At 69.5% G+C, this 13488-nt stretch carries 12 protein-coding genes; 1 reads left to right on the plus strand and 11 read right to left on the minus strand.

The genetic code is table 11. The features are described 5' to 3' along the window. From QMK34_RS44465 to QMK34_RS44515, 11 genes are all read right to left on the minus strand, one after another. Positions 1–1873: NADH-quinone oxidoreductase subunit G (locus QMK34_RS44465; RefSeq protein WP_326420871.1), on the minus strand; the 1873-nt coding region annotated here is incomplete at its 3' end. Further along, positions 1870–3159: an NADH-quinone oxidoreductase subunit NuoF gene (gene nuoF / locus QMK34_RS44470; protein ID WP_326420872.1), complete on the minus strand. Its 1290-nt coding sequence runs from the start codon at positions 3157–3159 to the stop codon at positions 1870–1872. The genes nuoF and QMK34_RS44465, both read right to left, overlap by 4 nt. Next, positions 3159–3899, minus strand: a complete 741-nt coding sequence (gene nuoE, locus QMK34_RS44475) for an NADH-quinone oxidoreductase subunit NuoE (protein ID WP_326420873.1) — start codon at positions 3897–3899, stop codon at positions 3159–3161. Before nuoE ends, nuoF begins: the two co-directional genes overlap by 1 nt. Beyond that, positions 3896–5227 (minus strand): NADH-quinone oxidoreductase subunit D, encoded by a 1332-nt coding sequence (locus QMK34_RS44480; RefSeq protein WP_326420874.1) that lies wholly within the window; start codon positions 5225–5227, stop codon positions 3896–3898. The genes nuoE and QMK34_RS44480 overlap by 4 nt, the downstream gene beginning before the upstream one ends. Continuing rightward, positions 5224–5982, minus strand: coding sequence for an NADH-quinone oxidoreductase subunit C (locus QMK34_RS44485; protein ID WP_326420875.1), 759 nt, complete (start codon positions 5980–5982; stop codon positions 5224–5226). Before QMK34_RS44485 ends, QMK34_RS44480 begins: the two co-directional genes overlap by 4 nt. 6 nt (positions 5983–5988) lie before the next feature. Further along, entirely contained in the window at positions 5989–6537 is a 549-nt protein-coding gene (locus QMK34_RS44490; RefSeq protein ID WP_091293389.1) for a NuoB/complex I 20 kDa subunit family protein, read from the minus strand. A 9-nt stretch (positions 6538–6546) separates the two neighbouring features. Beyond that, complete coding sequence (locus QMK34_RS44495; protein WP_326420881.1) at positions 6547–6963, minus strand: NADH-quinone oxidoreductase subunit A; 417 nt, start codon at positions 6961–6963, stop codon at positions 6547–6549. A gap of 1072 nt (positions 6964–8035) precedes the next feature. Next, the gene (locus QMK34_RS44500; protein WP_326420876.1) at positions 8036–9334 is read right to left on the minus strand and encodes a geranylgeranyl reductase family protein; all 1299 of its coding nucleotides are present in this window, start codon (positions 9332–9334) and stop codon (positions 8036–8038) included. A 5-nt stretch (positions 9335–9339) separates the two neighbouring features. Then, a complete protein-coding gene (locus tag QMK34_RS44505; RefSeq protein WP_326420877.1) occupies positions 9340–10035 on the minus strand; it encodes a class I SAM-dependent methyltransferase in 696 nt (231 codons plus the stop codon). 196 nt (positions 10036–10231) lie between these two features. Next, complete coding sequence (locus QMK34_RS44510) at positions 10232–11335, minus strand: glycosyltransferase (RefSeq protein WP_326420878.1); 1104 nt, start codon at positions 11333–11335, stop codon at positions 10232–10234. 2 nt (positions 11336–11337) lie between these two features. Then, on the minus strand, positions 11338–12408 hold the full coding sequence (locus QMK34_RS44515) for a glycosyltransferase family 4 protein (RefSeq protein WP_326420879.1): 1071 nt from the start codon (positions 12406–12408) through the stop codon (positions 11338–11340). 223 nt (positions 12409–12631) lie between these two features. Here QMK34_RS44515 and QMK34_RS44520 point away from each other — a divergent pair, with 223 nt between their 5' ends. Next, the gene (locus QMK34_RS44520; RefSeq protein WP_326420880.1) at positions 12632–13465 is read left to right on the plus strand and encodes an inositol monophosphatase family protein; all 834 of its coding nucleotides are present in this window, start codon (positions 12632–12634) and stop codon (positions 13463–13465) included. The last annotated feature ends 23 nt before the right edge of the window (positions 13466–13488 follow it).

A 13488-nucleotide genomic window follows, 5' to 3' on the forward strand; every position in this document is an offset into this window, starting at 1 on the left:
GCTCCAGGCTGACGACGAACGCCGCGTTTTCCAGCGCGCGCAGGGCGAGGTCCGGGTCCGGCAGGTCGGCCGGGTCGACTCCGCCGACGAGCAGCCCGTCGAGCTGCTGACCGGAGGAGGCTTCCAGGATCGCCGTGGTGTCGCGGCCGGGCTCGGCGGGAAGCGTTACGCCCCAAGCCTTTTCGACCTCCGCGCGAGCCGAGGCGTCGGCCACCGGACGGCCGCCAGGGAGCAGCGTCGGCACCGCGCCGACCTCCAGGGCGCCCCGGTCACCGGCGCGACGCGGGATCCACGCCAGGCGGGCGCCGGTGCGCTCGACGAGGCGGTGGAGCGCGGAGAACAGGCCCGGCACCTCGGCGGCACGCTCGCCGACGAGGATCACCGCGCCTTCGGCCGAAAGACTCGCGTCGAGGTCCGCCGCGTGCTGGGCGAGGCCGTCGATCGCGGCGGCCTCGGCGCCCGGCACGCAGGCCAGGAGCTCACCGAAGGTCTTGCGGACCGAGGTGGTGGTCCACTGTCCCAAGTGGACGACCTTGGTGCGGTTCGTCCTGGCGGCCTTGCGTAGCCGCAGGAAGACGATCGGCGCTTCCTCCTCCGGCTCGAACGCGACGGTCAAGATCGTCTTAGCACGCTCGATCTCGGCAAAAGTGACGCCGGTTTCCGGGGAGGTCCCGACCACGTGCGCGGCGAGGAAGCCGAGCTCCTCAGCCGAATGCGGGCGGGCGCGGAAGTCGATGTCGTTGGTGCGCAACGCGATCCGGGCGAACTTCGAGTACGCGTAGGCGTCCTCGGTGGTCAGCCGTCCGCCAGTGAGCACCGCAGCGCCCTTGCCGTCACGTGCCTTCGCGAGGCCCTCGGCCGCGACGCGCAGGGCGTCGGTCCAGGAAGCTTCTTCCAGCTCGCCGGTCTCGGCGTTGCGGATCTGCGGGCGGCGGATCCGGTTGTCAGCCTGCGCGTAGCGGAAGCCGAAACGGCCCTTGTCGCAGATCCACTCTTCGTTGACCTCGGGGTCGTCACCCGCGAGCTTGCGGGTGACCTTGCCGCGGCGGAAGTCGGTCCGCTCGGCGCAGCCGGACGAGCAGTGCTCGCACACACTCGGCGAGGACACCAGGTCGAACGGCCGCGAGCGGAAGCGGTACGCCGCGCTGGTCAGCGCGCCGACCGGGCAGATCTGGATGGTGTTGCCGGAGAAGTACGACTGGAACGGCTGACCCGAGGTGGTCCGCGAGGCCATGTCCAGCACGTCCGCGGTCTCCGCGGTGCCGATCTGCTGGTGTGCGCCGCGCTCGAGGAGCTCGATGAACGGGTCACCGGCGATCTGCGCGGAGAACCGGGTGCAGCGCTGGCAAAGCACGCAGCGCTCCCGGTCCAGCAGGACCTGCGAGGAGATCGGCAACGGCTTCTGGAACGTCCGCTTGGTGTCGACGAACCGGGATTCCGTGCGGCCGTGCGCCAGCGCCTGGTTCTGCAGCGGGCACTCGCCGCCCTTGTCGCAGATCGGGCAGTCCAGCGGGTGGTTGATGAGCAGGAGCTCCATCACACCCTGCTGCGCCTTGTCCGCGACACCGGAGGTCAGCTGGGTCTTGACGACCATGCCATCGGCGACCGTCATGGTGCACGAAGCCTGCGGCTTCGGCATCGGGCGGCCGCCCATCGAGACCTCGACCAGGCACTGGCGGCAGGCGCCCGCCGGGTCGAGCAGCGGGTGGTCGCAGAACCGCGGGATGACCGTGCCGAGCCGCTCGGCGGTGCGGATCAGCAGCTCGCCCTTGGGCGCGATGACCTCTTCACCGTCGATGACCAGCTTGACGTGGCCTTCGGGCACGGGGGTCTCTTCGACCTCGGTACCGGGCTTGTCGGGGGCGATCGTCATGCCTGCGCTCCCACGAGTTCGGGCTGGGCAGCCTTGTTCTTTTCACACAACGCCAGGAATTCGTCCCGGAAGTACTTGATGCCACTGGTGATCGGCGAAACCGCGCCGTCTCCGAGTGCGCAGAACGAGCGGCCGAGGATGTTGTCGCAGACGTCGAGGAGGGTGTCGATGTCCTCTTCGGTGCCGTGACCCTCGACCATGCGCTCCAGGATCTGCGCGAGCCAGTATGTGCCTTCGCGGCACGGCGTGCACTTGCCACAGGACTCGTGCTCGTAGAACTGCGTCCACTTCATCACGGCCCACGGCACGGACACGGTCTCGTTGAAGACCTGGACCGCGGTGGTGCCGAGCATCGAACCGGCCTCGGCCGCACCCTCGAAGTCGAGCGGGGTGTCGAGGTGCTCGACGGTGAACATCGGTGTCGACGACCCGCCGGGCGTCCAGAACTTCAGCGGGATGCCGTCCTTCATGCCGCCCGCCAGGTCGAGCAGCTCGCGCAGCGTCGTGCCGAGCGGGCACTCGTACTGGCCGGGCTTCTCGACGTGGCCGGAGATCGAGTAGATCTTCGGGCCGGGCGACTTCTCGCGGCCCATCTCGCGGAACCAGGCCGAGCCGCCGTTGATGATGTACGGCGCGCTGGCGATGGTCTCGACGTTGTTGACCGTGGTCGGCGCGGCGTAAAGACCCGCGGCGGCTGGGAACGGCGGCTTGAGCCGCGGCTGGCCGCGACGGCCTTCTAGGGAGTCGAGCAGCGCGGTCTCTTCGCCGCAGATGTACGCCCCGGCGCCCGCGTGCACGGTGATCTCGATGTCGAAGCCCGAGTCCAGCACGTTCTTGCCGAGGTACCCGGCTTCCTTCGCCTCACGCACGGCGGCGTTGAGGCGGCGGATGCAGTGCAGCGCCTCGCCGCGGACGTAGATGAAGCAGTGGTGCGAGCGCATCGCGTACGAGGCGATGATGCAGCCCTCGATCAGCGAGTGCGGGTCCGCCATCATCAGCGGGATGTCCTTGCAGGTCCCCGGCTCGCCCTCGTCGGCGTTGATGACCAGGTAGTGCGGCTTGTCCTCGTTGGGCGGCATGAAGGACCACTTGATGCCCGCGGGGAAGCCCGCGCCACCACGGCCGCGCAGGCCGGAGTCCTTGACCAGCTGCACAAGCTGCTCGGGCGTGCCCTTGAGTGCCTTGCGCAGCGCGGTGTAGCCCTCGAGCTGCTCGTAGGTCGCCAGCCGCCAGGACTTCGGGGACAGCCAGCGCTTCGTCAGTACCGGCGTGATCGGGTCAGCCATTACTTTTTCTCCACCTCAGGAAGCGGAACGTCCTCAGCGGCCGGTGCCGTCCACCCGCGTTCCTGCGCGATCTGGGCCCCGCGCAGGGTTTCGACAGCCTGTGACGGGCCGTCGATGTCGCCGTTGTACGTCACGTAGTCCTCCGGGAAGAACCCGGCGAGCTGCAGTTCGGCGCCCTTGAAGTCGGTCAGCGGCGCGCCGCGCGTCGGCGCGGGCTTCTTGCCCGCCCGCAACGCGTCGACCAGCGCGATCGTCTTCTCCGGCGTCTGGTTGTCGTAGAACTCGTAGTTGACCTGCAGCACCGGCGCGAGGTCGCAGGCCGCGAGGCACTCGGCGTGCTCCACGGTCAGCGAGCCGCTCTCGCCGGGTTCGCCGACGGTCTGCTCGTGCCCCAGCGGTTTCCCGTCGGTGCCGAGGTGCTCGGTGACAGCCTTGTAGATCGCGTCGCCGCCGAGTGCCGCGCAGAGCGTGTTGGTGCAGATGCTCACCAGGTGTTCACCGCAGGGGCGGCGCTTGTACATGGTGTAGAACGTCGCGACCGCGCTGACCTCGGCGTCGGACAGGCCGAGCTTCGCGCCACAGAAGGAAATTCCCTCCTGGCTGACGTAGCCCTGCACCGACTGCACGAGGTGCAGCATCGGCAGCAGCGCCGAGCGCGACTGCGGGTACCGCGCGATGAGGTCGTCCGCCTTCGCGTCAATATCCGCGTCGAACAGGACCTCTTCTGGAGCCTGGGTCATCGGTCCACCCCTCCCATAACCGGGTCGATCGAAGCAATGGCGGCGATGACGTCGGCCACCATGCCGCCCTCGGCCATCGCGGGCATCGCCTGCAGGTTCACGAAACTCGGTTCGCGCACGTGGACCCGCATCGGCCGGGTGCCGCCGTCGGACACCAGGTGCGCGCCGAGCTCGCCGCGCGGCGACTCGACGGTCGTGTACACCTGGCCCGCCGGGACCTTGAAGCCCTCGGTCACCAGCGTGAAGTGGTGGATGAGCGACTCCATGGACTGGCCCATGATCTTGCGGACGTGTTCCAGGGAGTTGCCCATGCCGTCGCTGCCCACGGAAAGCTGCGCGGGCCAGGCGACCTTCTTGTCCTCGACCATGACCGGGCCGGGCTCGAGCTTCTTGAGCACCTGCTTGATGATCTTGAGGCTCTGGTGCATCTCCTCGACACGGATGAGGTACCGCGCCCAGCAGTCCGCGTCGTTCGAGGTCGGGACCTCGAACTGGAACTCGTCGTAGCAGGAGTACGGCTCGGTCTTGCGCAGGTCCCACGGCAGGCCCGCGGACCGCAGCACCGGGCCGGTCACGCCGAGCGCGAGGCAGGCGTCGACCGGCAGGTAACCGACGCCCTTGAGCCGGTTGCGCCAGATCGGCTGACCGGTGAAAAGCTTGTCGTACAACGGAAGCCGCGAGTCGATGACCTTGACGAACTCGGTGACCTTCTCGTGGAAGTCGTCCGGCATGTCCTGCGCGAGGCCGCCGGGACGGATGAACGCGTGGTTCATCCGCAGGCCGGTCAGGTGCTCCAGCAGGTGCAGAACCTCTTCGCGCTCACGGAAACCGAGCGTCATCGCGGTGGTGGCGCCGAGCTCCATGCCACCTGTCGCGATGTAGACGAAGTGGGAGCCGATGCGGTTGAGCTCCAGCAGCAGCACCCGGAGCAGCTCGGCGCGGCGCGGGGCCTTGATGCCGAGCAGCTTCTCGACACCGAGGCAGTACGCCATCTCGGTGGACAGCGGCGCGAGGTAATCCATGCGGGTCACGAAGGTGACGCCCTGGGTCCACGTCCGGTATTCGCAGTTCTTCTCGATGCCGGTGTGCAGGTACCCGATGACCGAGCGGAGCTGGGTGACGGTCTCGCCCTCCATCTCCAGCACGAGCCGGAGCACGCCGTGCGTCGACGGGTGCTGCGGGCCCATGTTGATGACCATGCGCTCGTCGTGCGCGGCGTCGGCGACGACGTCGTCCCAGTCCCCGCCGGACACCGAGTAGACGCGGCCCTCGGTCGTGTCGCGGCTGTCCGCCTCGGGGACCTCGGTGGTTTCGTCGTTGATGGTCACGAGTAAGACCTCCGCTGGTCCGGCGGCGGGATCTCCGCGCCCTTGTATTCCACCGGGATCCCGCCGAGCGGGTAGTCCTTGCGCTGGGGGTGGCCGTCCCAGTCGTCCGGCATGAGGATGCGGGTCAGCGCGGGGTGCCCGTCGTAGATGATCCCGAACATGTCCCAGGCTTCGCGCTCTTGCCAGTCGGCCGTCGGGTAGAGGCCGACGAGCGAAGGCACGTGAGCGTCCTCGATGTCGAGGGTGACCTCGAGGCGGATGCGGCGGCGGTAGGTCATCGAGGTGAAGTGGTAGACCGAGTGCAGCCGCTGCGGGACGTCGACGCCGTAGTCCACGCCGGACACCGAGCTGAGCAGCTCGAACCGGAGACCGGCGTCGTCGCGCAGGACCGTCGAGATCGCGACGAGGTGCTCACGGGCGACGTAGAAGGTGATCTCGCCACGGTCCACAGTGGTCTGGAGGATCGCCTCGGCGGGGACCTTGTTGTCGGCCAGCGCCGCGTAGAACTCGTCGGCGAACTCGTCGAACCAGCCGCCGTACGGCCGCTCGGCCGGAGCGGGCGCGAACGCCGGGAGCCGGACGCCGCCGTAACCGGAGGTGTCACCGGTGCCGTGGACACCGAACATGCCCTGGCGGGTCTTGCCGGTGACGACCGGCTCTGCCGCGGCGGGCCGCGCACCCTGCGGCTCGAGGCCGCCTGCGGGACGGTCGGCGCTGGACTGCTCGTCGCCTACTTCGGGGGTTTCTTCAGCCATGTCCGATCACTTCTTCGCGTACTTGATCGAGGAGGCGATGAGCTCGGTGCGCGCGCCACTGGCCTCGCGGATCGCGGCCCGGCGGGCGTTGATCGGCTCGTCCTGGATCTTGGCGTGCAGCTTGAGGATCGCGTCGAGCAGCATTTCCGGGCGCGGCGGGCAGCCGGGCAGGTACATGTCGACCGGCACGATGTGGTCGACGCCCTGCACCACGGCGTAGTTGTTGAACATGCCGCCCGAGGAGGCGCAGACGCCCATCGCCAGCACCCAGCGCGGCTCGGCCATCTGGTCGTAGATCTGGCGCAGCACCGGCGCCATCTTCTGCGTGACCCGGCCAGCGACGATCATCAAGTCGGCCTGTCGCGGCGTCGCGCTGAAGCGCTCCATGCCGAACCGGGCGATGTCGTAGCGGGAGCCGCCGACCGTCATCATCTCGATCGCGCAGCAGGCCAAGCCGAAGGTGGCAGGCCAGAGCGAGTTCTTGCGCGCCCAGTTGACCAGTCCCTCGAGGCTGGCCAGGAGGATGCCGTTGGGAAGTTTCTCTTCGAGCCCCATCTTGCGCCCCTAATTCCAGTCGAGACCGCCGCGCCGCCAGACATAGGCGTACGCGAAGCCGACCGTTGCGATGAACAGAACGATCTCCACCAGGCCGAAGATGCCCAGGCTGTCCGCCGAGACCGCGAACGGGTAGAGGAAGACCATCTCGATGTCGAACAGGATGAACAGCATCGCGGTGATGTAGTACGCCACCGGCATCCGGCCGCCGCCCACCACGGGCTGCGGGGACGGTTCGATCCCGCATTCGTAGGCCTGCAGCTTGGCCCTGTTGTAGCGACTCGGTCCGACGAGCGGTCCCAGCAGGACCGAGAGCGTCGCGAAGCCGAGGGCGAGCACGAACAGGAGTACCAGCGGGAGGTACATGTTCAGGCTGGGCGCCTGCGTCGGCTGGTCGACGCCTCCCTGCGCCAGCACGGGCAACATCAGCACGGGTTTTCGCCATCCTTTCCGCGCCGCTGCGGTTTCGAGTCGGGGGAAGCCGGTCGGAATATCCACAGCCTCGTCGGCACCCTAAGGGACCTGGGTCACACCGCCGAGGGTTAGGGCACCCTTACGGCCCGTGCACACCGGGGCCCCCACTTGTGAAATAGTTCACAAGCGACCCCTCGAAGTTGTGAAGCGATTCACAAAGCATGGGGGGAGTGTAGGACGCGACTCACATTCTTGTCCCCATCCCCCATGCTATAAGGGTCCCCTAACCTGCCCGGTCAACGTTGTCACAGCTCGCCTGCCTGCACGCCTGAGACCAGCGAGAAGCCACCCAAGATCAACCCGAACCCCCAGACAATCCGGACAGCCCCTGTGACCGATCCCACTAAAGCCCCCCACAACCACTACTCCACCCGAGCACCCACCCAGCCACCCAAGCGCCCCTGAAGGCCACCTTCACAGCGTCTAACGCCGTGAAGGTGGCCTTCAGGGGCAGTCAACCACTTCCACCCGCCGCCCCAGCGCCCCCGCAACCCCTCGCCAACTCGCACACCCAGACGCCAGCACCGCCAGACGAGATGAACGGACCGTTTACGGAAAAAAGGCCCTAAAAGGTCCGTTCATCCCACCCCCACCACAAACCCCACCGCCCAGCCACGAACCCCAAGACTTCACGGTGCACGGAACCGCCCAGACCCAGCCCCACCAGCCACGATCCATCCAGACTCGCCCCCGACACCCACCACCAAAACCCAACCCCAGCGTGCTCCCCAACCACAGCGTCTCCGCGAGCCCTGCGAGCGGAGACTTCACCGCCGCGCGCCCTCTTTCAGGCCCGCCAGGGCCTCCCAACTCGCGACGGCAGGTCGCCCCCCTACAAACAAAAGCCGCACTTACCTACATAGCCAGGGGCGACCTGGCGGCGCGAGTTCGTAAGCGCGCTGGCCAAAAAACACAGGCTTCTAACCGTGCCTCAGGACGCAACCAGACAAGCCCCTGAAGGCCACCATCACGGCGTTTTACGCCGTGATGGTGGCCTTCAGGGGCAACTAACAGCGAAGCGCAGCTAACGAGGCGAGGGCGTAGCCCGAGCCAAAGCCGAGATAAGCCGGTCCACCCCATCCCCGCCCTTAGCGTCGTAGCACCCGGAAAGTCCCTTGTACACCAACGGAAGCAGCGAGTTCACCCGCAGCCCGTACTTGGTCGCGAGGTGCATGATCTTCGGCTTGCCGATGATCTTCGCGAACACGTTCCCCAGCTGGTAGTACCCGCCCATGAGCTCCGCGACGGCCCGCGGATACGCCTGAAGCGCCCGCTCGCGTGACGGCCCCTCGGCCCGGGAAAGGGCCTGCACAACGACCTCAGCCGCGATCTGCGCCGACTCCATGGCCGCCGAAATGCCCTCGCCGTTGAACGGGCTGACCATGCCCCCGGCGTCTCCGAGCAACAGCAGCCCGTCGCGATAGTGGGGGGTCCGGTTGAACCCCATCGGCAGCCCGGCCCCGCCGACCTTCCCGACGGCGTTCTCCTCCCGGTACCCCCACTCCTCGGGAGTCCCGTCGAGCCACTGCCGCAGCAACGCGCGGTAGTCGGTGCTCCGGAACGCGGCGGACGTCGACAGCATCCCGAGCCCGACGTTCACCGTCCCGTCCCCGAGCGGGAAGGCCCACCCGTACCCGGGCAGCAGCTTCGGGTTCCGCGGATCCGACTTGTCCCACAGCTCCAGGTGACCCTCGATGAACGGGTCGTCGTGCCGCGGGCTCTTGTAGTACTGCCGCACCGCGACACCCATCGGGCGCTTCTCGTTCTTCTCGATCCCGACGCTCAGCGCGAGCCGCGCCGACACCCCGTCGCAGGCCAGCACCAGCGGCGCCCGGTAGCTCACGGGCGTCTTGTCGGGCCCGGCCTTGGCCTGGACCCCGATCACACGACCGGTCCCCTCGTCGGTGATCGCGCCGGTCACCGTGGTCCGCTCGTACAGCCGCGCACCGGCCTTCACGGCCGTCTTCGCGAGCAGGTCGTCGAAGTCCTGCCGGGTCCGCGAGACCCCATACGGCGGGTAGCTCGTCAGGTCCGGCCAGTCCAGCTCCAGCGTCAGCTCGCCGGTGAGGATCCGCAGCCCACGGCTGTGCACCCAGCCCGCGTCCTCGCTCGTGTCGAGCCCCAGGTCGATCAGCTGCTTGACGCCTCGCGGGGTCAGCCCGTCACCGCAGACCTTCTCGCGCGGGAATTCGGTCTTCTCCAGCAGCAGGACGTCCACACCGGAGCGCGCCAGGTACGTCGCGACGGTCGAGCCGGCCGGCCCGGCTCCGACGACGATCACTTCGGCGTCGTGGTCTGGGTTGCGGCGGCGCGGGTTGGTCATGGGGCCTAGTCTACGGCGGGCTTGCGCGCCCGATGGATCGCGATGACGCCGAAAGTGAGGTTCAGCCACTCGACCTCGCCCCACCCGGAGCCCGCGATGATCTCGCCGAACTCACGTTGCGCGGGCCAGGTCAGCATGGATTCGGCCAGGTAGGCGTAGGCGTCCGGGTTGGTCGAGGACCGCCGCCCGACCCACGTCATCGCCCGCAGCATGAACCTGCGGTAGATGAACCGGATCGGCGCGAATGTGGGCGTCGACACCTCACAGATGACCAGCCGACCGCCGGGCTTGACCACCCTGGCGATCTCGGTGAGCGCGGCCTGGGTGTCGACGAAGTTGCGGATGCCCAGCGTGATCGTCGCGGCTTCGAAGCTCTCATCGGCGAACGGCAGGTGCAGCGCGTCCGCGGCGACCATCGGGACGTCACGGTGCAGCCCGGCCTTGAGCATGCCGAAGGAGAAGTCGGCGGCGAGGCACCAGGCGCCGCCGCGCTTGTACTCCACGGTGGACACGCCGGTGCCGGCGGCGAGGTCGAGGACCCGCTCCCCGCGCTTGGCGTCCAGCACCCGCGCGGTGGTGTTGCGCCAGCGCCGGTCGAAGCCAAACGTCATGAACGAGTTCGCGCGGTCGTAACCGGACGCGACACCGTCGAACATGGCGGCGACTTCGTGGGGATCCTTGTCGAGGCTCGCTCGGGACATAGCGGCGAGACTAGCCGCCGAGCCCTGAGGACACTTTCACCTGGCCGCTTTCTGCACGATCCGCCGGGACGCACTCGTGTCTGGAGTGCCGCCACGCGTGTCTGAACTGCCGTCACGCGTGTCTGGAGTGCCGTCACGCGTGACGGCAGTCTGATCACGCGTGACGGCTTCGTAGACACGCGTGACGGCTTCCTGGTCACGCCAGTGCGGCCAGCATCCCCCGCACCGAAACGCCCCAGGCGAACTCGTCCGCCCGCGCCCGCGCGGCGGCCCGGCGCGTGTCCTCCGGCGCGTCCAGCAGGCCGGTCACGGCCGAAGCGAACGCGGGCGCGTGGTCGTCGACGGCCTCGCCGCAGCCCGGGCTCACGATCTCCCGCAACGCCGACGACGCCGAAACCACCACCGGTGTTCCCGACGCGAGGGCCTCCAAGGCCGCCAGTCCGAACGTCTCGTGGGGGCCGGGCGCGAGGGAGACGTCGGCGCTCGCGAGCAGGCGGGCGACGTCGTCGCGGCCGGACAGGAACCCCAGGAACGTCACCGGCAGGCCGCGGGCCCGTCGCTCCAGCGCGCGGCGGCGTGGGCCGTCACCGGCGATGACCAGCCGGACGCGGACGCCGGACTCCGTGAGCTCGGCGACCGTGTCCACGCTGCGCTCCACGTGTTTCTCCGCCGAGAGACGTCCACAGTGGACGATCAGGGCGTCGGCGTCGCCGGACAGGGTGTGGCGCCAGCCGTCGTCGCGCATCGCCGGGGTGAACGTCGCCAAGTCGACACCCAGTGGCACGCGGCGGACGTTCGGCGCGGCGATCCGGTCGAACTCCGCGCGCGCGAACGCCGTCGTACACACGACCGTGTCGTAGCGGGCGGCCATCCGCCGGTTCGCGACGTCGGCGACGTGGCGGGCCACCGGGGCCGGGAACAGGAACTGCTCCAGCAGCCGGTCGAGCCGCTCGTGGGAGATGACCGTGCTGGGCACGCCGTGGCGCCGCGCCCAGTCGCCCATGCCGCGCAGGGTCAGCCGGTCCGAGACCTCGAGCCGGTCCGGTTCGAGCCCGCGCAGCACCGCGCGGACGCGGTGCGGGTCGACGGCCCGGTAACCCCCGGTGCCCGGGATCCGCGGCGCGGGCAGGGAGAACCGGCGGACCCCGGTCGGCAGCGTCTCGTCGGCGTATCGGCGGCCGGGCACCACGAGCGTCACCCGGTGCCCGCTGGCGACGTATCCCGCGCCGAGGTGGTGCAGCGCCGTGCGCAGTCCCCCGGATTTGGGCCCGTAGAAGTTCGCCAGCTGGACGATGTGCACGGCTAGGCCGCGCGGGCGATCCGGCCCTGTACCGCTTCGTAGTGGCCCACCAGCTCGCTGCAGACGGCGGGCCAGGTCCGGCCGAGCACGACCTTGCGCGCCTTCTCGCCCAGCCTCGCGCGCAGGGCGTCGTCGCGCAGGTCGTTCACCTTCGAGACCAGCGCGTCGGCGAAACCCGCGCGGTCGGCGGGCAGCAGGTAGCCGGTGCGGCCGGGCAGCACCAGGTCCTTCGGGCCGCCCGCGTCCGGCGCGAGCACCGGCAGCCCGGACGCCATCGCCTCCTGGACCGCCTGGCAGAACGTCTCGTGCGGGCCCGTGTGCACGAAGACGTCCAGGCTCGCGTACGCCGCCGAGAGCTCGTCGCCGTACTTCGCGCCGAGGAACGCCGCACCGGGCAGACGCTCTCGCAGCGAAGCCAGCTCCGGCCCGTCGCCGACGACGACCACCCGGATGCCGTCGACCCCTGCCAGCGCGGTCAGCCTGCCGACCTCCTTCTCCGGCGCCAGCCTGCCCACGAACCCGACCAGCAGCTCGCCGTTCGGCGCGAGCTCCGACCGCAGCGCCTGGTCGGCGTGCGAAGGCGAGAAGCGCTCGATGTCGACGCCCCGCGCCCAGCGGTGCACCCGCGGGATCCCGTGCAGCCTGAGCTGTTCCACCGAGTCGGTCGACGGCGCCAGCGTCCGGTCGGCCCGGCTGTGCAGCCGCCGCACCCAGCGCCAGGCGGCGCGGGTGGCGAGCCCGAAACCGTACGCGGCGGCGAAACCGGCGATGTCGGTCTGGTATACCGCGATCGACGGCACCCGCAGGCGTCTCGCCGCGGCGAGGCCGCGCGCGCCGACCACGAACGGCGAAGCGAGGTGCACCACGTCCGGCCGGAACCCGGCCAGCGCGGTCAGCACCGTGCGCGTGGGCACGCCGATCGGCAGCGACCCGACGCCGGGGACGTCCAGCGCCGGGATGCGCACGACCGGGGCCCCGCGGTAGGAGTCCGGCCCGGCGCCCGGCGCGACGATCAGCACGTCATGCGCGCGTTCACGCAGGTGTTCCACCACGCGGAGGACGGAGTTGGTCACGCCGTTCACCTGGGGGAGGAAGCTTTCGGTGACTATGGCAACTCGCACTGATCCACTGTCGCACCTGGTCCGGGGCCCGGAACCAATCCCGCGTGACGGCTCGGCCAACGGGAACGGAACACTCGTCCGGCGCCGGGTCCGCCACTGCGCGTCGACAGATTGGATACGACATGTCATCTCACCGTCGTGTCCCGGAAACCAGTGCAGGCCACACTAAACCGGCATGACCCTCCTGTCCTCAAGGCCTTCCAAGCCCGTCGAACCCGGGCTGCTGTCGAGGGCGCTCGAGGTGGCCGGGCGACTGGCCAACGACGCCACCGACGTGATCACCGCGACCGCCGGGCGAGGCGCGCACCCCGACATGAAGGACTCCCCCTTCGACTGGGTCACCGACACCGACCGGATCCTCGAACGGCACACCCGCCGGGTGCTGACCGCCGAGTTCCCCGGCATCCCGGTGGTCGGTGAGGAGTTCGGCGCGGACATCGGCGCCGACGTCGCCGAGTACCGCTGGGTCGTCGACCCGGTGGACGGCACGGCGAACTACGTCGCCGGGGTGCCATGGTGTGCGTACAGCCTGGCGCTGATCGACGCGTCCGGGCCGGTGGTCGGCGTGGTCGCCGACCCGTACCGGGCGCAGATCTACGCCGCCGCGCGCGGCCGGGGGGCCCGCGCGAACGGCAAGCCGATCAAACTGCGGAACCGCTTCGGCACCGCGGGCGCGATCGTCTGCACCGAGCTGGCGCGCAAGGGCCCGTGGCCGGGCATGGGCGAGTTCATCGAGCGTGCGGCGGCCGCCCACGCGGGCGTGCGCGTGCTCGGCTCGGCGGCGTTGTCCATCGCGCAGGTCGCGCTCGGGCACGCGGCCGCGGCGGTGCTGCACAGCTATCACGAGTGGGACGTCGCCGGTTCCGTGGCGATGGCCATCGAGGCCGGGGCCGTCGTGCTGGACCGGCACGGCGAGGACTCCGCGCTGCCCACGGACGGACTTCTGGTGGCCGCTCCCGGCGTCGCCGACGAGGTCCTGACCTGGTGGCAGGAGACGGCGGGCAGCTGAAGGTCGCCTTTGGTGCGTTGAGC

The organism is Amycolatopsis sp. H20-H5 (assembly GCF_035828755.1).
Taxonomy (GTDB): Bacteria; Actinomycetota; Actinomycetes; order Mycobacteriales; family Pseudonocardiaceae; genus Amycolatopsis.

Excerpts from the sequence above, each read along its gene's own strand:
- QMK34_RS44520 (WP_326420880.1), top strand. The coding sequence starts at position 12,632 with ATGACCCTCCTGTCCTCAAGGCCTTCCAAGCCCGTCGAACCCGGGCTG.
- QMK34_RS44485 (WP_326420875.1), bottom strand. The coding sequence starts at position 5,982 with ATGGCTGAAGAAACCCCCGAAGTAGGCGACGAGCAGTCCAGCGCCGAC.
- QMK34_RS44505 (WP_326420877.1), bottom strand. The coding sequence starts at position 10,035 with ATGTCCCGAGCGAGCCTCGACAAGGATCCCCACGAAGTCGCCGCCATG.
- nuoF (WP_326420872.1), bottom strand. The coding sequence starts at position 3,159 with ATGGCTGACCCGATCACGCCGGTACTGACGAAGCGCTGGCTGTCCCCG.
- QMK34_RS44495 (WP_326420881.1), bottom strand. The coding sequence starts at position 6,963 with ATGTTGCCCGTGCTGGCGCAGGGAGGCGTCGACCAGCCGACGCAGGCG.
- QMK34_RS44500 (WP_326420876.1), bottom strand. The coding sequence starts at position 9,334 with ATGACCAACCCGCGCCGCCGCAACCCAGACCACGACGCCGAAGTGATC.
- nuoE (WP_326420873.1), bottom strand. The coding sequence starts at position 3,899 with ATGACCCAGGCTCCAGAAGAGGTCCTGTTCGACGCGGATATTGACGCG.
- QMK34_RS44490 (WP_091293389.1), bottom strand. The coding sequence starts at position 6,537 with ATGGGGCTCGAAGAGAAACTTCCCAACGGCATCCTCCTGGCCAGCCTC.